Source organism: Deinococcus deserti VCD115, from assembly GCF_000020685.1.
GTDB classification, from domain to species: domain Bacteria; phylum Deinococcota; class Deinococci; order Deinococcales; family Deinococcaceae; genus Deinococcus; species Deinococcus deserti.
In genome coordinates this window covers 1,521,997-1,541,870 of sequence record NC_012526.1, presented here as the reverse complement: position 1 = coordinate 1,541,870, position 19,874 = coordinate 1,521,997, and the positions used below count along the sequence as shown (strand labels likewise).

The following is a 19,874-nucleotide window of genomic DNA, read 5'->3' as shown; positions in this document are numbered from 1 at the left end:
CCGGATAGCAGTGGAGGCGGAGGCCCGTGTGGCTTCCGCCTTCTTTTTGTGGCATACGGCAGGCAAGATGAGCGCCAGCCGCGTAGCATGGGCGACATGACCAAAAGTATCTTGGACTTTCAGGACGAATTCGGCCGCATTACCACCTGGCCCAGTGACCGGCGCCGCACCCATCAGCTGGCCATCCTGCACTACCTCAAGGGCCTGTTCGAGACCGGAGTTGCCTATGACCAGGGCCAGGTCGAGCAGATTCTGGCTGACCACAGCACACTCGAAGACCCCAGCATCCTGCTGACCGAACTGCTGGATGGGGACTACCTCGTGACGGCAGACGGCATGTACTGGCGGGCCGACGGACGCCCAGGGGCACGTGGCTAAAGTCCGCGTAGGGTACGTCTGCAACAGCTGCGGCTACCAGTCGGCCAAGCCTCTGGGGCGCTGCCCCAATTGCCAGGCCTGGAATTCCTTTGAAGAAGAGACTCCTGCCGTAGCGACCGGCAAGGGACGCGGGGGGGCCTACGGCGGAGTTGTGGGCGGCAAGCTCACCTCCCTGTCCACTGTGGGGCGCCGGGAGGAACCCCGTACCTCCACAGGTATTCCTGAGCTTGACCGGGTCCTGGGCGGTGGGCTGGTGGCCGGTGGTGTCACCCTGATAGGCGGTGAGCCGGGAATCGGCAAAAGTACCCTGCTGCTTCAGGTGGCCGACCGGGTCTCACGTCAAGGTGGCCCCGTGTTGTACGTGGCCGGTGAGGAATCGCTCGAGCAGATCCGTCTGCGGGCTGACCGTCTGGGCGTCACAGCCGACATTCAGCTGACGCGTGATACCCGTGCCGAGCACGTGGCTGCACTCATGGCTGAGCATAAGCCTGCCCTGTGTATCGTGGATTCGATCCAGACGGTGACGGTGGAAGGTGAGGGAGCCCCAGGAGGGGTGGCCCAGGTACGCGACGGCACGTCCATGCTGACGCGCGCGGCCAAAGAAACCGGCACGGCCACGGTGCTGGTAGGCCACGTGACCAAGGACGGCACGGTTGCTGGGCCCAAGGTGATGGAACATATCGTGGACACCACCGTATTTCTGGAAACTGTAGGCGCCTTTCGCCTGCTGCGCAGCGTCAAGAACCGGTTTGGACAGGCGGGTGAACTCGGCGTCTTCGAGATGCGCGGCGAAGGATTGATTGCTGTGGACAACCCTTCGGCGGCTTTTCTGGCCGAGCGTCCGGTCGGCGTGCCGGGGAGCGTTGTTGCGGCCACCATCGACGGTCAGCGGCCCATGCTCCTGGAGGTTCAGGCGCTGGCGTCCAAGACGCCGTATCCCAACGCCCGGCGCGTGGTCGTGGGCCTGGACCCCCGCCGGGTTGATGTGGTGCTGGCCGTGCTGGAGCGGCGGCTGGACCTCACGTTGGGCGGCCTGGATGTGTACGTCAACCTGGCTGGCGGTCTCAAGGTTCCCGACCCGGGCCTGGATCTCGCAGTGGCGCTGGCGGTGTATTCGGCAGTCGTCGGGCGCGCCCTGCCGGGGAATGTCGCCGTTTTCGGTGAGGTCGGTCTGGCTGGGGAAGTCCGCTCCACCCAGGCGGCGCTGCGCCGCGCTGAAGAGGCAGGGCGGGCCGGCTATACACGCCTGGTCGTACCTCCGGGGCTCGATGGACACCCTGGCATCAAAAGTGTTGAGGAAGCCGTGGCGGCGGTGTGGGCTTCAGCGGGTGCGTCGCGCTGAAGCCATGAGTGTGCAGATTTTCTCAAGCTGATCGAGCCTTCCAGAGGGTGGTTTGCGTCACACTGCGCCCATGACGAAATTGCTGAAACTGCTGGCTTTCTCTGCTGTCCTTGCCCTGCCCGTCAACGCAGGTGCCCAGGAGACCAACACGACCACCGAAACCACAAACATCGAGATGAATGAACGCGGTACCGATTGGGGCTGGTTGGGCCTTGCGGGCCTGCTGGGGCTTGCTGGACTTGCTGGGCGCCGTCACGTTGAAACGTCCACTGTTCGCCGCTAACCCTGAAAACATGAAGCGCCGTCCCGTTGGGGGCGGCGCTTGTTTGATTTTCCTGAGGCTTCAAAAGGCGTTTCGGGGAGTGTCTGCCCGAATGTCGGGCGACAGGCCCAAGTGCTCCTCTTAACCCGTCAATCGTGTCCTATGCTCAGCTCGTCATGCCTCAATCATCTGCCTGCCCGTACTGCGACCTTGCTGAAATGCGGCGCGGGGCCTTCGTTCTCGAGAATGACCTGTGCCTCCTGAGTATCAAACCCAGCGAGAATGGCGCCCTTGAAGGAGCCGGCATCATCATTCCGAAAGCGCATCGCCCCACCGTCTTTGATCTGACCACAGAGGAGTGGGCGGCTACGCAGACCCTGCTTCATCAGACCAGGGATCACCTTGATGCCGGTCTCGCTCCGGACGGCTACAACGTCGGGTGGAATGTAGGGGAGCTCGGGGGACAGCACATCATGCACGCCCACTTCCATGTGATTCCCCGCTTCGCAGACGAACCGATGGCAGGGCGCGGCATTCGCAGCCATCTCAAGTCGGTCGAGAACCGCCGTGCATCTCTCCTGAAGACCTGACGGATACCCCGGACCGCGAGCCCAGGCACAAGGCCGGTTGCCACGCCACATCAACGGTACAGAAGGCAAGTAAAGCGACGACACGGGTATGTTCGTTCAGGAGGTTATGGTTCGACTGCCGTGGTCATCAGGGCCATAGTCGGGTAAAGAGTCAGGGAACAACGGAGCAAGGATGCTTCCTTGGAACTGTGCAGATGCACCAGCGACGTGTCCCTCCATGAGGTGGCACGCCGCTGGTGCATCACTAGAACGGCTTGAGCCAGCCTTTAGTTGAGAACTCCGGTATTGAACCTGAACTGGCCATCGACATAGTCCACGTGCAGACTGCTGCTGTCCGGTACGTGGCCCTGCAGGATTTCACGGGCCAGCGGCGTTTCGATCTGTCGGGCAATGGCACGCTTGAGTGGGCGGGCGCCGAAAGCGGGATCGTAGCCGATCTCTGCGAGGCGGGCCTTGGCCGAGTCGCTCAGGTGCAGCGTCACGCGCCGCTCAGCCAGGCGCTTGCGCAGGCCAGCCGTCTGGATATCCACGATGCGGGTCAGGTCTGCCGCCGTCAGGGCATCGAACACGATGATGTCGTCGACCCGGTTCAGGAACTCCGGGCGGAAGTGCTGATTCAGCACTGCCAGCACCTGATCACGGATGCTTTCGGCGCTGTCACCCCGCGCCTGCGCTTCCAGAATCAGCGGCGAGCCGATGTTGCTGGTCAGGATAATCAGGGTGTTGCGAAAGTCCACCGTTCGGCCCTGGCCGTCAGTCAGGCGACCATCGTCGAGCACCTGCAGCAGCACATTGAACACGTCAGGATGTGCTTTTTCAATTTCGTCGAGCAGAATCACGGCGTAGGGGCGCCGGCGCACCGACTCGGTGAGCTGCCCGCCTTCCTCGTAACCCACGTAGCCGGGAGGGGCGCCGATCAGCCGCGAGACCGAGTGTTTTTCCATGTATTCGCTCATGTCCAGCCGGACCATGGCGTCAGGGCTGTCAAACAGGAATTCAGCCAGGGCTTTGGCCAGCTCAGTCTTACCCACGCCGGTCGGCCCCAGGAACATGAAGCTGCCAAGCGGGCGGTTGGGGTCGTTCAGCCCAGCGCGCGCCCTGCGGATGGCGTCCGAGACGCTGATGATGGCACGGTCCTGCCCGATGACGCGCCCGTGCAGGGCCTCTTCAAGGCGCAGCAGCTTCTCGCGCTCGCCTTCCATCAGTTTGCTGACTGGGACCCCAGTCCAGCGGCTGACGACCGACGCGACGTCTTCCTCGGTGACCTGGGTGTGGGCGAACTCGGCGCCCTTGAGCTTCTCGGCAAGGTCGGCGACTTCTTTTTCCAGCTGAGGCAGCTGACCGTATTCGAGTTCGGCGGCACGTTGCAGATCGTAGTCGCGCCGCGCCTTTTCGATGTCGGTTCGTACCTGGTCCAGGGCGTCGCGTTTGGCCTTCAATTCATGCACGTCGTGCTGTTCGCTCTGCCAGCGGGCGCGAACATCGCTCAGCTCGCTTTCAAGCGACTTGAGGCTTTCTTCGATATCAAGCAGGCGGTTTTGCGAGTCCTGGTCCTTTTCCTTGCGCAGGGCTTCACGCTCGATTTCCAGCTGAAGTTTGCGGCGCTGCAGCTGGTCGATCCGCTCGGGGCTGCTTTCCAGTGCCATGCGCAGGCGCGCCGCTGACTCGTCGATCAGGTCGATGGCCTTGTCCGGCAGCTGACGGTCAGAAATGTATCGGTTGGACAGTTGTGCGGCTGCGACCAGCGCCGGGTCGGTGATTTCCACATTGTGGTGGGTCTGGTACTTTTCCTTGATGCCGCGCAGGATCGAGATGGTGTCCTCGACGCTGGGCTCGTCCACAAACACCGGCTGGAAGCGCCGCTCCAGCGCAGGGTCCTTCTCGATCTCGCGGTACTCGTCCAGGGTAGTAGCGCCGATCAGGTGCAACTCGCCCCGCGCCAGGGCCGGCTTGAGCATGTTGCCCGCGTCAGGGCTGCCCTCGGTCTTGCCAGCTCCCACGATGGTATGAAGCTCGTCCACAAACAGAATAATTTCGCCGGCAGACTGCACAACCTCGTCGATCACCCCCTTGAGGCGCTCCTCGAACTCGCCGCGGAACTTCGCCCCGGCCAGCAGGCTGCCCATCTCCAGGCTGACGATTCGCTTGTTTTTCAGGCCGTCCGGCACGTCACCCTGCACGATACGGATAGCCAGTCCCTCAGCGATAGCGGTCTTGCCCACCCCAGGTTCCCCAATAAGAACCGGGTTGTTCTTGGTGCGGCGCAGCAGGATCTGCATCGTGCGGCGGATTTCCTCGTCGCGTCCGATGACCGGGTCGAACTTGCCGTCCCGGGCGCGCTGCGTCAGGTCGGTGCCGTATTTGGCGAGGGCATCGAACTGTTGTTCAGAAGTTTTGTTCGTCACGGTTTTCCCCTTGCGTTGTTCAGTGATGGCGCGGTTGAGCTCAGCCTCGCCCGGCAGCCCCGGCCCCCGGTATTCGCCGCGCAGGGCCAGCAGCAGAGTGTCGGCCGCCACAAAGCTATCGCCCAGCTGACCTGCCAGGGTGTCGGCTTTCTGGAATGCCCGGCTCAGGGCAGGATCCAGGTACAGGTTGTCTCCGCCTCCCTGCACTCTTGGGAGCTTGCCGATCTCGGCGTCGAGTGCCGCTCTGGCTGCTCCCAGATCGGCGCCGGCCAGGGTCAGGGCACGGGCCGCGATGTCGTTGTCAGTCAGGGTGCGCAGAACGTGGGCGGGCGTCAGGGTCTGGTGCCCGGAGGCCTGGGCCAGCTGTTGGGCGGCGCCCAGGGCCTGGGCACTGGCTTCGGTAAAGCGTTCAGGATTCAAGGCAGTGACCTCCAGAAGAAGGAATGGGTACAGAGTTCAATCTGCTCCTATTCTGAAACTTGAGCGTAGTCATGTCAAGTTTATTGAGGATTTCAACAGGTGCCTGAATTGCAGTCCAGAGAGGCCGGAAACGAAAAAGGCCGGAGCATCATGCTCCGGCCTTTGACGTGGCGCTTCTCAGTCTTCGCCGAGATAAGCCTTGCGTACGCTTTCGTCTTTGGCAATGTCGCTGGCCTTGCCACTGAGCTTGATTTCGCCGGTCTGAAGCACGTAGGCACGGTGGGCAATGCCCAGGGCCATGTTGGCGTTCTGCTCGACCAGCAGCACTGTTGTGCCACGCTCCTTGTTCAGAAGCTGAATGATGTCGAAAATGGCTTCCACAAACAGGGGAGATAGTCCCATGCTCGGCTCGTCCAGCAGCAGCAGCTTGGGATTGACCATCAGTGCGCGGGCAATGGCCAGCATCTGCTGCTCGCCGCCCGACATGGTGCCACCAAGCTGGTTCTCGCGCTCCTTCAGGCGTGGGAAGAACTGGAAGCCTTCCTGAATGCGCTGCTCGATGACCTTGCGGTCGCCAACCGTGTAGGCACCCACCTCCAGGTTCTCGCGAACGGTCAGCTGCGGAAAGATCCGCCGGCCTTCAGGTACGTGACTCATGCCCTGCTGCATGATCAGGTGGGCAGGCACCCCGGCAGCGTTGCGCCCCATGTACGTCAGGGTGCCGCTTTTGGGCTTCATCATGCCGCTGATGGTCCGCAGCGTCGTGGTCTTGCCCGCGCCGTTGCCTCCGATCAGCGCGACGATCTCACCCTGGTTGACCGTCATGCTGATGCCCTTCAGGGCGTGAATGTGACCGTAGTAGGTGTGAACGTTGTTCAGTTCCAGCATGGGGGTGCCGGTGGCCGAGGCGTCACGGGTGAGGGTCGTGGGATCAGACATGCGGACGTTCCTCCTTGCCGTACTCGCCGGCAGCCGCGCCACGGCCCAGGTACGCTTCCATCACGCGCGGGTCGTTGCGGACCTGGTGGGGCAGTCCCTCGCTGATCTTGCTGCCATAGTCCAGCACGGTGATGTGCTCGGAAAGGGTCATGACCAGGCGCATGTCGTGCTCGATCAGACACACGGTGACTCCCAGATCGTCACGGACGCGGCGGATCAGGGCCTTGAGATCTTCGGTTTCCCGCGGGTTCATGCCTGCGGCCGGCTCGTCGAGCAGGATGAGTTTGGGTGTGGTGGCCAGTGCGCGGGCAATTTCAAGTTTGCGCTGATCGCCGTAGGGCAGGTTGGTGGCCAGCTCGTTGCGCCATTTGCTCAGGCCTACAAAATCCAGCATGATACGGGCGGCATCTCTGGCCTCGCTTTCGGATTCATGGAACTTCTTCGTGCGCAGAACGGCGTCGACAAAGGTGCTCTTCAGACGGCTGTGCCGGCCCACCATGATGTTTTCCTCACTGCTCATGGTGGAGAACAAGCGGATGTTCTGGAACGTACGGGCGATCCCGGCGGCAGTCACCTCGTCAGGACGCAACCCGACAAGTTCCTGCCCGGCCAGACGGATGCTGCCGCGGGTAGGCGTGTAGATGCCGGTGATCATGTTGAAGAACGTGGTTTTGCCGGCCCCGTTCGGTCCGATCACGCTGACGATGCTGCGCTCGGGAATGGTCATGGTGACGTCGTTGACAGCCGTCAGACCACCAAAGATCTTGGTGACGTGCTCAACTTCCAGGATGTGGCCACCAGTGGTGAAGGCGGTCATTTCTTGCCCCCTGCGGAATCAGTCTCGTTGATCGGCGCCAGCCCGGGACTGTATACCTCTGCGCCGGTGTTGGACAGTGCATTGCCGTCTCCATGGGCACTGTCATCTTCCTGGTTGTCATCGTGATGCAGTTCCAGCGCGCGGCGCCGGCTGGGCAGCAGACCTTCGGGGCGCAGCAGCATCATGGCCACCAGAATGGCGCCGAAAATCAGGCGCTGCAGCTGTCCTGGATTGGCCTGCTGCGGAATCCAGGACACGTTGGCAGTCGCTTCGCCGATTCCTGGCAGGACGCGCAGGTTCAGCAGGGTCACCACGGCAGCGCCCAGAATCACGCCAGGGAAGGAGCCCATGCCGCCCAGAATCACCATGCTCAGCACGCCGATGCTCTGGTTGAAGTTGAAGCTTTCGGGGCTTACGAACGTCTGTTTGGCGGCAAAGATCATTCCCATCACGCCAGCGAAGGAAGCGCCGGTCGCAAAGGCGATCAGTTTGGTCTTCACCAGCGGGACGCCCATGGCCTGGGCAGCGACCTCGTCATCGCGAATGGCGATCCAGGCCCGGCCGATTCGGCTCCGGTCCAGGCGGATGTTGACGATCAACACCGCTGCAATGACCAGCAGCACCAGCAGGTACAGGAACAGCAGGTTGTGCTGGTCCGGCGCGAAGCCCAGAGACGCAGCAAAACGGTCAAACACCGGCACGGAAGCGCTTTTGATGGGCGTGACGCCCTGAGATCCGGCGGAGTACAGGTCCAGGTTGTTGGCCAGCACCCGGATGACTTCGCCCAGACCCAGCGTGATGATGGCCAGATAGTCACCTTTGAGCTTCAGCACGGGCAGACCGATCAGTACCCCCACGATAGCGGCCGCCGCAATGCTCAGCGCCAGGAACAACCAGAAAAAGCTGGGGTCAATGCCGGTGGCCAGAGCGTTGGCCTGACCGGACATCAGCACCATGATTGCGCGCAGCACAAGGGTCAGACCAGCCACCGCAGCCAGAGCCGCCAGAACACGCGTGAAGTTCAGCAGCCCGCCGCGCACGTCGTGGCCGCGCGACTGGTTGTAGGCCATAAACATCAGACCGGCAAGAACCGGAAGAAGCGTGATCCAGAGCGCCGGAAGTGCCCAGGTGCGCTCACCGAGGGTAAACAGACTGCGGCCCACCAAAAACCAGACCACGATGCCGGCCACCAGCGACAGGGCCAGAGTCCAGGCCGCCCGGCTTGGTGTGCTGTCGGCGCGGCGTTTCTGGAGGGCCAGGTAGCCGCCCAGACCTGCTACCAGAGTCGCCAGACCCAGCAGCATCGTACCGATGGCGTTGGCTCCTGGGTTTTCTCCGAAGTAGCGGAGCACCTCGGCAAAGCGTGGGCTGGCGAAAATACCCCAGACGTAGGCTCCCACGGCAAAGAACGCCACATAGCCCAGGTCCAGCAGGCCCGCGAGGCCGACCACAATGTTCAGGCCCAGGGCCAGCGCGGCGAAGATCATGATCTGAATGCTCAGGTCAAGCAGGCTGGTGTCTGCACGCCCGGCCATGGGGAGCACGAGCAGCAGGCTTGCGAGGCCGACCAGAAGCTTGGCCCACGGGGCAGCGCGCCACAGATAGGCAAACAGCACGTTGGCCAGGAAAAGCGAAACTACGAAAGCTTCCATGATGGGGTTTTTGAGCACGACGCCCAACGGCCCCATCTGGGACAGCATGTCTGAGTTGTGGGACACCAGCAGAATTGCGCTGGTGACCAGGAACAGCAGGATCAGCAGAATGGTGCGGTCAGGACCACCCTGCTTTACACGAGCCTGTAAAGGGTTGATGGCCGTCATACCTTCTCCGTGTTGCTCTTGCCGAGCAGACCGGTGGGTTTAAAGATCAGGATCAGCACCAGCACGATAAACGCCCCGATGCGCTGGTAGGACGCGTCGATGGCTTCCAGGTTCGATACCTGCCATAGCCCACCCAGCACACTGAAGGCGCCGCCGATCAGGTTCTGGATAACGCCCAGCGTGAGACCACCGAGCACGGCGCCCGGAATGCTGCCGATACCACCCAGTACGGCGGCTGTGAAGGCGATGATGCCGGGGTCAAAGCCACTGTAGGCGTTGACGGTGCCGATCTTCATGCCGAACAGAACGCCGCTGACGCCACCCAGGGCGCCGCCGATGGCAAAGGTGGCGCTGATCATGCGGTTGCTGTCGATGCCCATCAGACCGGCAGTGACGCGGTCCTGAGCCACAGCGCGAATACCCTTGCCGAGCCGGGTATGGTTCACCAGATGGTTGAGCAGCGCCAGGCTGAGCAGCGATACGCCGATGATGATGACATCTTTAAGCTGCACTTCGATGCCAATGCCCTTGAGGAACGTGCCAAACGGAGCACAAGAACTTTCGGTACCGCAAAAAGGAGCGGCAAAACCCTGCGGAAGGGTGTAGGTCAGGTCAAAGCGGCTGGGAGTCTGGAATGCTTCGAACAGCTTCAGCAGATCCTGCAGGATCAGCGAGACCCCGATGGCAGTGATCAGCGGAACCAGCTTGGGTGCGTTGCGCAGTGGCCGGTACGCCAGACGTTCGATCAGCACGTTCAGCAGCCCTGAAATGAGCATGGCAGACGCCAGCGCGATGATGAGCTTGAGATACCCGTTCATAGGATTGTTGGCCAGCAGGCGGAAGACCTCGAAGCCGACGATGGCTCCAGTCACGAACACTTCACTGTGGGCGAAGTTGATCAGCTGCAGAACGCCGTAAACCATGGTGTAGCCGAGTGCGATGATCGCGTATACAAAACCGATCACCAGTCCCCCGACGATCACGTTCACGAGGAACGGCAGAAGGGTGGCAAGATCCAAATAACTCAACTCCTTTCAAGGTAGAGAATTCCGGCGTTACTTAAACGCGGGACACGAGTGCCGATAGGGTGGAAGTGTGCACAATGACACGATGGCCTTGGTGGTGAATGGAGTGTATCTCCCTCAGTGTCACAACAGGATTTCGTGCGACCGCTGTCCAAGATGGTTGGTCGATTTGCGAGGTAGGAACAGTTGTTCAGACAAAGCGCGAGCTAGACAAGTTCGTTCCGTTCCACACCAAGAGGCCGAGCACTAGGCCCGGCCTCTTGGTGTGGAATGCCTCGCTACACCGGGAGCGGAAGCAGACGGAAGGCACCCTTATTCCAGATGACTGGTTTACTGCTTGGCAGGCTTAACAGGGATGCTGGTCGCCAGCTTGTACTTGCCCTGGTTCACGGCCATCACGTACAGGGTGCCGGCCTTGCGGTCACCGAAGCTGTTAAAGCTTACGTTGCCAGAGAGCAGGCCGGTAAAGGAGCCCTTGCGGATGGCCGACTCAACCTGAGCGCGGGTAGGGAGCTTGTTCTTGTTGGCGCGGATGGCATTCAGCACGCCCTGGAGGGTGACCTTGGCAGCGTCGTAACCGAACGCACCGAAGCCCTGTGCCTGCTTACCAAAGGTCTTCTGGTAGTTGGCAGCGAACACTTTGGCGGCCGGCAGCGCTTCGATAGGAGCAGCCACGGTCGTGAAGTAGATGTTGTTGGCGCCTTCGCCGGCGATGGTGGCCAGTTCGCTGCTGTCCAGGCCGTCGCCGCCGACCACAGGAGCATTGATGCCAGCTTCGCGCAGCTGCTTGATGAATACGCCAACCTGGTTGTAGATGCCGCCGAAGTAGATGGCGTCAGGCTTCTGAAGCTTGATCTTGGCCACGATGCTGGAGAAGTCACTCTTCTCTTCGGTGCCCTCGTTGGTCACGATCTGCACGCCGCCGGCCTTGAGGGTCTTTTCAACTTCCTTGGCCAGACCTTCGCCGTAGGCGGTCTTGTCGTTCAGGATGTAGACCTTCTTAGCCTTCAGGGTGCCGGTGATGAAGTTGGCGCCAGCAGGGCCCTGCGCGTCGTCACGGGCAACGATGCGGTTCATGTTGCTCAGACCGCGGTCGGTGACCTGGTTGGCGGTGTTCGCGGGGCTGACCAGGGCCACGCGGCTGGGCTGCAGGGCAGCGCTGCTGGGGATAGCCACGCCACTGTTCAGGGTGCCGACGACAGCCAGGATCTGGCGGTCTGCGGCGATCTTACGGGCAGCGGCGGTTCCGGTGGCCGGGTCAGCCTGGTCGTCGTAACCAACGAGCTGCAGGTTAAAGCCCAGCTTGCGGAACTGCTCTTTGTATTCATTGACGGCGAGCTGCGCGCCGTTCTTGATCTGGGTGCCCAGGTCGCTCTGGCCGCCGGACAGGGGGGACAGCGTCGCGATCTTGATGGTGGTCTGGGCGCTGGCGCTCCCCAGGGCAAGGGCGGCGATCAGGCTAAGGCTCAGGGTGGTCTTTTTCATGGATCCTCCGGGTATAGAAGCAGGGGCCGTATGGCCAAGGCCTGCGGATGTAGAGATGCTGAGATTCTAGGCAGGTCTTTATCTGGTGTCAATGCTTAACTCACATTCTGTTTTGAAATTGTGCGGAGAAAATGCCCCTAGTCAGAGGAGGTTATTGCGCCTTTGTATATATATTTCGCAATTATGTTGCTCTTGCCCAGCAAGTCATCGCTCACTTCAGATGTATTCGGTTGTACTGACGGCGTGGTCACTGCGCTGGGACTTTTAAGGACTCAGATCAGGTCAAGGTAGCGGTCGAGTTCCCAGGCGTGAATTGTGGAGTTGTAATCCTGCCACTCGCTTCGCTTGGCGGCCACGAAATGGGTCATGACATGATCTCCGAGCGCACCGGCAATCACGTCATCCTTGGCCAGTTCTTCCAGAGCTTCCCGCAGGTCTGTCGGCAGTTCCCGCACGCGGTGATGGCGCTTTTCGCGAACAGTCATCTTGAAAATATTGCGCTGGATGGCCGGCGCTGGCTCCATGTCCTGCTCTATGCCGTCCAGGCCGGCTGCGAGCATGACTGCAAGCGCCAGGTATGGATTGCAGCTGGGGTCGGGCATACGAACCTCTGCGCGCGTGGAGGCGCCTCGCTTGGCCGGAATGCGGATCAGAGCCGACCTGTTGCTGGTGCTCCAGGCCACGTTGACCGGAGCCTCAAAGCCGGGCACCAGCCGTTTATAGCTGTTGACCAGCGGGTTGGTAATGGCAGTCATGCCGCCTGCGTGCTCCAGGAGCCCCGCGATGAACTGCATTGCTGTCGGCGACAACCCGTGCTCGCCACTTGAATCTGCGAAAGCATTCACTCCGTCCTTGAACAGACTCAGGTGACAGTGCATGCCGCTGCCACTGATCCCGGCAATTGGCTTGGGAAGGAACGAGGCCAGCAGGCCATATTCAAGCGCCACGCGTTTGACCACAAACTTAAACGTGGCAATACGGTCCGCAGTTTCCAGGGCCGGCGCATACCGGAAATCGATCTCGTGTTGTCCTGGCGCGACCTCGTGATGTGCGGCCTCGATGTCAAAGCCCATATGCAGCAGCTTGTTCACGATTTCACGCCGGATGCGCTCTCCCTTGTCGATCGGAGCAAGGTCGAAGTAGCCGGCCTTGTCATGCGTGACCGTGGTGCCCCGGCCGTCCGTTGTGCGTTCGAACAGAAAGAACTCCGGCTCGGTGCCAACAAACATTTCAAAACCCAGGTTTCTGGCACGCAGCACCTGCCGGCGCAGTACCTGCCTGGGATCACCCTCAAAGGGGGTGCCGTCAGGGAGAGTGACATCGCAGATCAGCCGGGCCACGCGGCCCCGTTCACCCTCTTCACGGGAGAACTGGGGATAAATCAGGAACGTTCTGAGGTCAGGGGAGAGCAGCATGTCGCTTTCCTCGACCCGTGTAAATCCTTCCACAGCGCTGCCATCGAAGGTGACGTCGCCGTTGAGTGCCTTTTGAAACTGGGACCGGGGCACCTCGACGTTCTTGGTAGTACCCAGAATGTCCGTGAACTGCAGGCGCAGAAAATGAACATCTTCCTGTTCCAGGCGTTTGAGGAGCTCGGCGGGCGTCAGATTGGAATTCTGTGTGGTGGCGTCAGGCGTCATAGAAAAAGGCAACCTCCGTTGGCGCGGCTCATTGTAAAGAGGCCGCAGCGGTGATCCGGCGCGGCGCTCGTTGGGTGGTCGTCATTACCATATCTCTTGCTCCGTACACACGGGCACTCCGGGTCTAGTACAAAATGTCCCGAAAGAGCGGTTTGTTCATCAAGATTGACTCGGACAATTTGCAGAATCAGAAATCAATTCCGCACATCACGTGGCTCTAATGTGCAAGTTGTCCAACCGGATCATTGACCCGTGCAAACGGCACTCCTATACTTCTCCCCGAGCTGCCGGCACCAGGTTGTCCTGACCGGCCCCGTTTTCCTTCGTACTGCACTCCCAGGGAGCCCCCATGAACCAGGATTTCGATGTAAACTCGGCCGCCCGCAACTGGCGCGTTGACGCCTCCGTCTCGGCCACCCCCAGTGAACTGGTCAACGAGCTGTTCGCCAGCGACGTGCTGACGCTTGACCAGCTCAAGGCCCGGCTGAGCAAGCCCGACTACCGCAGCCTGCAGGCCACGCTCGAGCGCGGTGAGACGCTTGACTCCAGCATCGCAGACACCGTAGCCCTGGCGATGAAGACCTGGGCGATGGAAAAGGGCGCGACCCACTACACCCACTGGTTCCAGCCCTTGACCGGCTCCACGGCCGAGAAGCACGATTCGTTCCTGAACCCTGCTGGTGACGGCGTGGCTATCATGTCGTTCTCCGGCAAGGAACTGATCCAGGCTGAGCCTGATGCCAGTTCCTTCCCCTCGGGCGGCCTGCGCGCCACCTTCGAGGCCCGTGGCTATACGGCCTGGGATCCCAGCAGCCCCGCCTTCATCGTCCGGCACGCCAACGGCGCGACCCTGTGTATTCCCAGCGTATTCCTGTCCTGGACCGGCGAGGCCCTGGACCTGAAAATCCCGCTGCTGCGCTCCATCGAGGCCCTGAACAAGGCCGTTACCCCGGCGCTCAGCCTGTTCGGTGCGTCGGAGGGAACCCGAATCAGCAGCACCCTGGGCGCCGAGCAGGAATACTTCCTGATTGCCGAGGAGTACTACTACCGCCGCCCCGACCTGGTGATGACCGGCCGCACCCTGTTCGGTGCCAAGCCCCCGCGTGGGCAGGAACTCGAAGATCACTACTTCGGAGCGATTCCTGACCGCGTGCTGAGCTTCATGACCGATGCGGAAATGCAGCTGTATGCCCTGGGCATTCCGGTCAAGACCCGTCACAACGAGGTGGCGCCCGGTCAGTTTGAAATTGCGCCCATCTTCGAGAACAGCAATATTGCCGCCGACCACCAGCAGCTGATCATGCAGGTGCTGCGCACCACCGCCCGTAAGTATGGTCTGGTGTGCCTGATGCACGAAAAGCCCTTTGCAGGCGTCAACGGCTCGGGCAAACACTGCAACTGGAGCATGGGCACCGACGCGGGCGAGAACCTGCTCGATCCCGGCGAGACGCCCCACCGGAACATGCAGTTCCTGTTCTTCTGCACGGCCGTCATCAAAGCCGTCGACGACCACCAGGACCTGCTGCGTGCCTGCGTGGCCAGTGCCAGCAACGATCACCGTCTGGGAGCCAACGAGGCACCGCCCGCAATTATCAGCATCTTCCTGGGCAGCGAGCTGACCGACATCTTCGATCGCCTGGCCAGTGGGAAAGGCGGCCGCGGCCCCGAAGCCGGTCTGCTGGGCCTGGGCAGCAGCGTGCTGCCGGAAATTCCTGTGCACGCTGGTGACCGCAACCGCACCAGCCCGTTTGCCTTCACCGGGAACAAGTTCGAGTTCCGTGCAGTGGGCAGCTCGCAGAGCATTTCCTTCCCCATCACCGTACTTAACCTGATCATTGCTGACGCGATCACCCAGCTCACCGCGCAGCTCAACGAGAAGCTCAAGGGCAGTGACGCCACGCTGGACAGTGCTGTCGCTGAACTGGTCAAGGAAACCTACACGCAATACAAGCGCATCATCTTCAACGGCGACGGCTACAGCGAAGCGTGGCACGAGGAAGCCGAGCACCAGCGTGGTCTGCTCAACCTGCGCACCACCCTGGACGCCATCGAGCACCTCAACAGCGAGAAGAACCTCCGCCTGTTCGAGCAGTACAACGTCCTGAACGAGCGCGAACTGGGCGCACGTCAGGAAATCATGTACGACATCTACTTCAAGACCGTGAACATCGAGGGTGAAACCACCGAGTACATGGCGCAGACCCAGATCCTGCCCGCAGCGATTACTTATCTTGCCGAACTTGGCAATGTCGAGATCAAGAGCAAGGCGGTCAAAGGGGTGACCGAAGAACTCGTGGAGATCGCAGATGAGCTGTACGAGAACCTGCGCACCCTGCGCGAGCAGAACGAAGCTCTCGGCGGTGAAGAAATCCACGAGAAGGCACACCATATGCGTGATCACGTGTTGCCTGCCATGCAGGAAGTGCGCCGCGCCGCAGACCGCCTGGAGAAAGTGGTGAGCAGCAAGCACTGGCCGCTGCCGACCTACCGCCAGATGCTGTTCGTCAAGTAACCTTGCCGCGTCCGACCGGGCCAGCACGTTGAATCTGGCTTCACACACCGCTCCTTCGGGGGCGGTGTTCTTTTGTTCAGGGCGTACACTAAGGGCTGTGCTGAACCTGCTGCGCAAACCGGCCGTTTCCCCAGCCCAGCTTGATGAAGGTCTGGGTGCTCTCGGGCTGGACGGAACCCAGCACCTGATTGTGCATGCCAGCCTCAAGTCGTTCGGACAGCTTGAAGGTGGGGCGCGTACGGTCGTTGGGGCACTCGAGCGGCGCACGGCCACAGTGGTGGCTCCAGCTTTCACTTACAACACCCTGCTCCGCCACGCAACGTCACCGGTGCATGCGCGGTACCGGCGGGACAGTCGTGTGAGCCGAGATATCGGCCGGGTTCCCCAGGAAATGGTCGAACGACCTGAAGCTGTGCGCAGTTTCCACCCGACCCTCAGTTTTATTGCGCTGGGGCAGGAAGCGGCTCGGATCTGCGGTGTGCAGACCTTGTCGAGCCCGTATCAGCCTATTGGTGCGCTGTATGACCTGGACGGATACGCCCTGCTGATGGGAGTGGATTTCGGCAGTAATACCACCATCCACTACGGCGAGCATATTGCCGGCATGCCCCTGCTGACGCGCTATGTAGCGCTGGACGGTGGCGTTCTGCCCACGGCGTTTCCCAACTGTTCGGCCGACTTTGACAATCTGCAGCCCCTGATGCATTTCTCTATGCGCAGTGCCGTAGTGGGCGGGGCGACCCTGAGACTGTACCGGGTCCGTGATCTGGTCGATCAGACAGTGGCCCTGCTGCGCCGTGACCCTGAGGCGCTGCTCTGCACGTATTCCAGCTGCCGGTGCCAGGAGGTCCGTAAACTCGTGCGCGCTCAGGGGCTCAGACCCCGTCCTCACCCGGCCCTCTAGGCCTGGGCGCCAGCCATTTTTCGCTGCTGTGACCGGGCCGCACCTTGAGCTCAGGATTCACGTGATGAACCGCGTGGTTCGCTGCAATAGCTGCCTGGGCAAGGCCCACAGAGATCAGTTTGAAGCTGCCTCCTGAATATGCGGCGTCGCCCGCCACAAAGACCCCGGGAAGCACAGTCTGACCGCCCGTGCCATCCGGCACGTAGTCGCCATTCCAGTTCAGAGGCCATGTCTGCACCGGCGACAGGTCCGGAAGGTATCCGTTGAGTAGCAGCACCGTATCAGCCTGGACCCGGCGTTCTGTGCCATGTTCCAGCAGAACTGCGTCCTCTGAAGTCAGCCTGTCCATGAGCGCCGGAGCGATGATCTCAAGGCGCCCTTCCATACGGAGCTGGTCGAGCCGGGCCAACTGTGCAGGGTGCCCCCGGAAGCCCGCGCGCCGGTGCGTCAGGGTGACATGGGCACCAGCATCAACCAGCTCCAGGGCAGACTGAACAGCCTGCGGCACTCCTCCCACGACAAGCACGTGCTTCCCGGAGAGCGCGGCCGCTTCGGGGACTTCTGTACGGACGCCAGGATGCACTTCTGCTCCGGCAACCCGCGCCGCGCGGGCTGTGAGCGCTCCGAGCCCCGGAGCCAGGATGACGGCCCGCGCCGTGAACGTTGCGTCGTCCGTGGCTATCCGCCAGCCGCCGTTGTGGGCACTCAGATGCCGGGCCGTGGCATTCACCTGGACAGAGACCGGAAGCCCACTGAGCTGAGCAACCAGATTGCTGACCACCTCAGAGGCAACCACCGCGGGGAGGCCAGGAATGTCATACACCACCTTGTCTGGGTACAGTGCCTGGAGCTGCCCTCCCAACACGGGACGGGCCTCCAGCACCTGTACCTGAAGACCGCGCCACCCAGCGTAAAACGCGGCATGTAACCCGGCCGGACCGCCTCCTACCACCAGAATGTCGGAATGCCGGCCGTCCATGTGCCGACAATTATGGCAAAAGGCTGCCCAATCTATGGGCAGCCTGTCAGCTGGGGGCAGCATCTGCGCGGTAAAGCAGAGGCCATCATGACGCTCAAGCGTTCAGGACATTTTGCAGTTCAGCAGCGTCACACTGTCTGCGTAGCCTTACTGCTCGGAAACAGACCTTACTTGTTGCGGTGCGTGAGCATCTCGTGGCGGTGCACGACCTTGGCCCGGGGACGTCCCAGCGCCTGCCCCTGAGACAGTTCGTGAGCATCCAGCGCCTTCCAGTCGGAGAAGGTGTACACATCGACGCCCTTGGCCTGCAGCAGGGCGTCGACATCCTCACGGCCTCGAACGGCGGGAGAAAGGACCCCAGCCTTCGCGTCGGCAATCAGATGAGCCACCGTATCCGTGGCGTCTTTGCGGTTGGTTCCTACCACGCCGCTTGGCCCACGCTTGATCCAGCCGGCCGTGTATTCGCCAGTGCGGCCCTCGACCCGGCCTTCAGTGTTGGGAATCACTCCACGCCGCTCGTCGAAAGGCACCTCAGGCAGCGCTACCCCGCGGTAGCCAACGCTGCGCAGCACCATCTGTACGGGCAACGTCTCGTACTCGCCGGTGCCTACGGCATTGCCCTGTTCATCCAGCCGGTTGCGCTCCACCTTCAGACCTGCCACGTTGCCCTGTCCGTCATCCAGAATTTCGATAGGGGACACCAGGAAACGTAAATGCACCCGCCGGGGCTTGCCTTCAGAGGTACGCCCGGCAAAGTCACGAAGCACTTCTACATTCTTCTTCTTGACATTGTCCGTGATTGCGGCTTCCTCAGCTTCCGTCAGCGCAATTTCCTCCGGGTACACCACCGGCTCGGCCTCGGCCAGCTCCCCAAATTCCCGCAGCTCCTTGGTGGTAAAGCTGGCCTGGGCTGGCCCGCGGCGTCCCAGGATCCACACGTCCCGGACGGGACTCTGCTCCAGGGCGCTCAACGCGTGCGCAGCAATATCCGAATCGTGCAGTTCAGCTGAAGTCTTGGCCAGGATACGCGTCACGTCCAGTGCCACGTTGCCTACACCTACAACGGCCACGCCGCTGGCGTGCAGGACCATTTCACGCGCCGCAGCGTCGGGATGGCCGTTGTACCACGCGACAAACTCAGTGGCACTCATGCTGCCGTTCAGGTCTTCTCCAGGAATTCCCAGCCGGCGGTCACTGCTGGCGCCCACGGTGTACAGCAGTGCGTCGTAGTGGGCGCGGGCCTCCTCATGCGTGAGGTCGCTCCCAAACTCCACGTTCCCCAGGAAACGTACACGCGGGTCCGAGAGAGTTTTTTCAAAACCACGTGTGACACTCTTGATTGTCAGGTGGTCTGGGGCTACGCCGTAGCGCACCAGGCCGTAGGGCGTAGGCAGACGGTCAAAAACGTCTACCTGCACCGGCAGCTCGCTCTGCTTCAGCAGGGCTTCAGTGGCAAAGATGCCACTGGGCCCACTGCCAATCACGGCGACCCGCAACGGGCGCTGATCGTTGAAAGAAGAAATGACAGGCTCACTCATGAGTCTGAGTCTAGCGGGGTCTGGCAAACATTGACCGGCCTATGTCTTTCACGAGTGAACCACCCGCCCGGACAACAGAAACCGCCCGGCACATGACCGGGCGGCAGAGGGACGAACAGCTGATTCAGGCAGCGGCGATTTCGCTGAGCGCTTTCTCGTTTTTCAGGGTGATCTTGCCGTAGCCTGCGCTGATCACACCCTCGCGGGACAGTTCACCTACGACCTTGGTGACGGTCTCGCGCACGCTGCCTACAGCGGCGGCCAGTTCATCGTGCGTGGCGTAGATCATGGTCTCGCCGCTGTCGAGCTGGGTGGCCAGGGCAGTGTCCTTGAGCTCCAGCAGCTCACCGGCGATACGGGCACGCAGGCGCTTGCCGACCAGGCGGTAGATGCTCTCGTAGGCGCGCTCCAGCGTCCGGACGAGGTGCGTCGTGACAATCAGGTTGTCCTCGGCGCTCATCAGTGCTGGGTTGATGACATCAATGCTGCTGTCAGTCACGGCTTCGGCGAAGTAGCCACGGTTGGCTCCAGCAAGGGCTTCCTCGCCGAAGTATTCACCAGGCTTGACGTAGCGCAGGGTCAGGCCGTTGCCGTCGTCATCCATGGTGTGCACGCGCACCAGGCCGCTGGAGACGCGGTACAGCATGTCGCTTTTGCCAGGGTAGAGGATAACGGCGCCCGGGCGGTACGTGACGGTGTCCACGAAGGTCCGGCTGTTGGTGCTGGTCTGGGTCTGTGTCATTTGGGTCGCCTCCTGGGCGGTGATGTTTGGGGGTGCCGTCGGGACCATTCCCAACGTTGAACACAGTGTAACCCAA

16 protein-coding genes are annotated in these 19,874 nt (G+C 61.5%); 6 read left to right on the top strand and 10 right to left on the bottom strand.

From position 1 onward, the window contains the following. Positions 1-96: 96 nt before the first annotated feature. The 4 genes from DEIDE_RS07310 to DEIDE_RS07295 all read left to right on the top strand — a co-directional run bounded on the left by DEIDE_RS07310 (position 97) and on the right by DEIDE_RS07295 (position 2,572). Positions 97-378, top strand: a complete 282-nt coding sequence (locus tag DEIDE_RS07310) for a DUF2087 domain-containing protein (RefSeq protein ID WP_012693309.1) — start codon at positions 97-99, stop codon at positions 376-378. After that, positions 371-1,720: a DNA repair protein RadA gene (gene radA, locus DEIDE_RS07305; RefSeq protein ID WP_012693308.1), complete on the top strand. Its 1,350-nt coding sequence runs from the start codon at positions 371-373 to the stop codon at positions 1,718-1,720. The genes DEIDE_RS07310 and radA overlap by 8 nt, the downstream gene beginning before the upstream one ends. Positions 1,721-1,790: 70 nt before the next feature. Then, positions 1,791-2,003, top strand: coding sequence for a WGxxGxxG family protein (locus DEIDE_RS07300; RefSeq protein WP_041227162.1), 213 nt, complete (start codon positions 1,791-1,793; stop codon positions 2,001-2,003). A 155-nt stretch (positions 2,004-2,158) separates the two neighbouring features. Next, complete coding sequence (locus tag DEIDE_RS07295; protein WP_012693307.1) at positions 2,159-2,572, top strand: HIT family protein; 414 nt, start codon at positions 2,159-2,161, stop codon at positions 2,570-2,572. Between the two features lie 266 nt (positions 2,573-2,838). Here the strand turns inward: DEIDE_RS07295 and clpB are convergent, their stop codons facing one another. The 7 genes from clpB to glnA form a co-directional block, all read right to left on the bottom strand. Then, positions 2,839-5,397, bottom strand: coding sequence for an ATP-dependent chaperone ClpB (gene clpB, locus DEIDE_RS07290; RefSeq protein WP_012693306.1), 2,559 nt, complete (start codon positions 5,395-5,397; stop codon positions 2,839-2,841). Positions 5,398-5,574: 177 nt separating this feature from the next. Next, positions 5,575-6,336, bottom strand: coding sequence for an ABC transporter ATP-binding protein (locus DEIDE_RS07285; RefSeq protein WP_012693305.1), 762 nt, complete (start codon positions 6,334-6,336; stop codon positions 5,575-5,577). Further along, entirely contained in the window at positions 6,329-7,153 is an 825-nt protein-coding gene (locus tag DEIDE_RS07280) for an ABC transporter ATP-binding protein (RefSeq protein WP_012693304.1), read from the bottom strand. The genes DEIDE_RS07285 and DEIDE_RS07280 overlap by 8 nt, the downstream gene beginning before the upstream one ends. Continuing rightward, positions 7,150-8,973 carry a branched-chain amino acid ABC transporter permease gene (locus tag DEIDE_RS18410; protein WP_012693303.1) on the bottom strand — a complete coding sequence of 608 codons (1,824 nt, stop codon included), beginning with the start codon at positions 8,971-8,973 and terminating at the stop codon, positions 7,150-7,152. Before DEIDE_RS18410 ends, DEIDE_RS07280 begins: the two co-directional genes overlap by 4 nt. Then, positions 8,970-9,992, bottom strand: a complete 1,023-nt coding sequence (locus DEIDE_RS07270) for a branched-chain amino acid ABC transporter permease (protein ID WP_012693302.1) — start codon at positions 9,990-9,992, stop codon at positions 8,970-8,972. Before DEIDE_RS07270 ends, DEIDE_RS18410 begins: the two co-directional genes overlap by 4 nt. A 336-nt stretch (positions 9,993-10,328) precedes the next feature. Then, entirely contained in the window at positions 10,329-11,483 is a 1,155-nt protein-coding gene (locus DEIDE_RS07265) for a branched-chain amino acid ABC transporter substrate-binding protein (RefSeq protein ID WP_012693301.1), read from the bottom strand. A 272-nt stretch (positions 11,484-11,755) separates the two neighbouring features. Next, positions 11,756-13,123 (bottom strand): type I glutamate--ammonia ligase, encoded by a 1,368-nt coding sequence (glnA, locus tag DEIDE_RS07260; protein WP_012693300.1) that lies wholly within the window; start codon positions 13,121-13,123, stop codon positions 11,756-11,758. Between the two features lie 349 nt (positions 13,124-13,472). On the opposite strand from glnA, the gene DEIDE_RS07255 reads away from it, so the two are divergent. Both DEIDE_RS07255 and DEIDE_RS07250 read left to right on the top strand, forming a co-directional pair. Further along, positions 13,473-15,635 (top strand): glutamine synthetase III family protein, encoded by a 2,163-nt coding sequence (locus DEIDE_RS07255; protein ID WP_012693299.1) that lies wholly within the window; start codon positions 13,473-13,475, stop codon positions 15,633-15,635. Positions 15,636-15,732: 97 nt separating this feature from the next. Further along, positions 15,733-16,539 (top strand): AAC(3) family N-acetyltransferase, encoded by an 807-nt coding sequence (locus DEIDE_RS07250; RefSeq protein WP_012693298.1) that lies wholly within the window; start codon positions 15,733-15,735, stop codon positions 16,537-16,539. Here the strand turns inward: DEIDE_RS07250 and DEIDE_RS07245 are convergent. The 3 genes from DEIDE_RS07245 to DEIDE_RS07235 form a co-directional block, all read right to left on the bottom strand. Beyond that, positions 16,511-17,518 carry an NAD(P)/FAD-dependent oxidoreductase gene (locus tag DEIDE_RS07245; RefSeq protein ID WP_012693297.1) on the bottom strand — a complete coding sequence of 336 codons (1,008 nt, stop codon included), beginning with the start codon at positions 17,516-17,518 and terminating at the stop codon, positions 16,511-16,513. The genes DEIDE_RS07250 and DEIDE_RS07245 overlap by 29 nt on opposite strands. Before the next feature lie 167 nt (positions 17,519-17,685). Beyond that, positions 17,686-19,056 (bottom strand): FAD-dependent oxidoreductase, encoded by a 1,371-nt coding sequence (locus DEIDE_RS07240; RefSeq protein WP_012693296.1) that lies wholly within the window; start codon positions 19,054-19,056, stop codon positions 17,686-17,688. Between the two features lie 124 nt (positions 19,057-19,180). Beyond that, the gene (locus DEIDE_RS07235) at positions 19,181-19,798 is read right to left on the bottom strand and encodes a helix-turn-helix domain-containing protein (RefSeq protein WP_012693295.1); all 618 of its coding nucleotides are present in this window, start codon (positions 19,796-19,798) and stop codon (positions 19,181-19,183) included. Positions 19,799-19,874 lie beyond the last annotated feature (76 nt).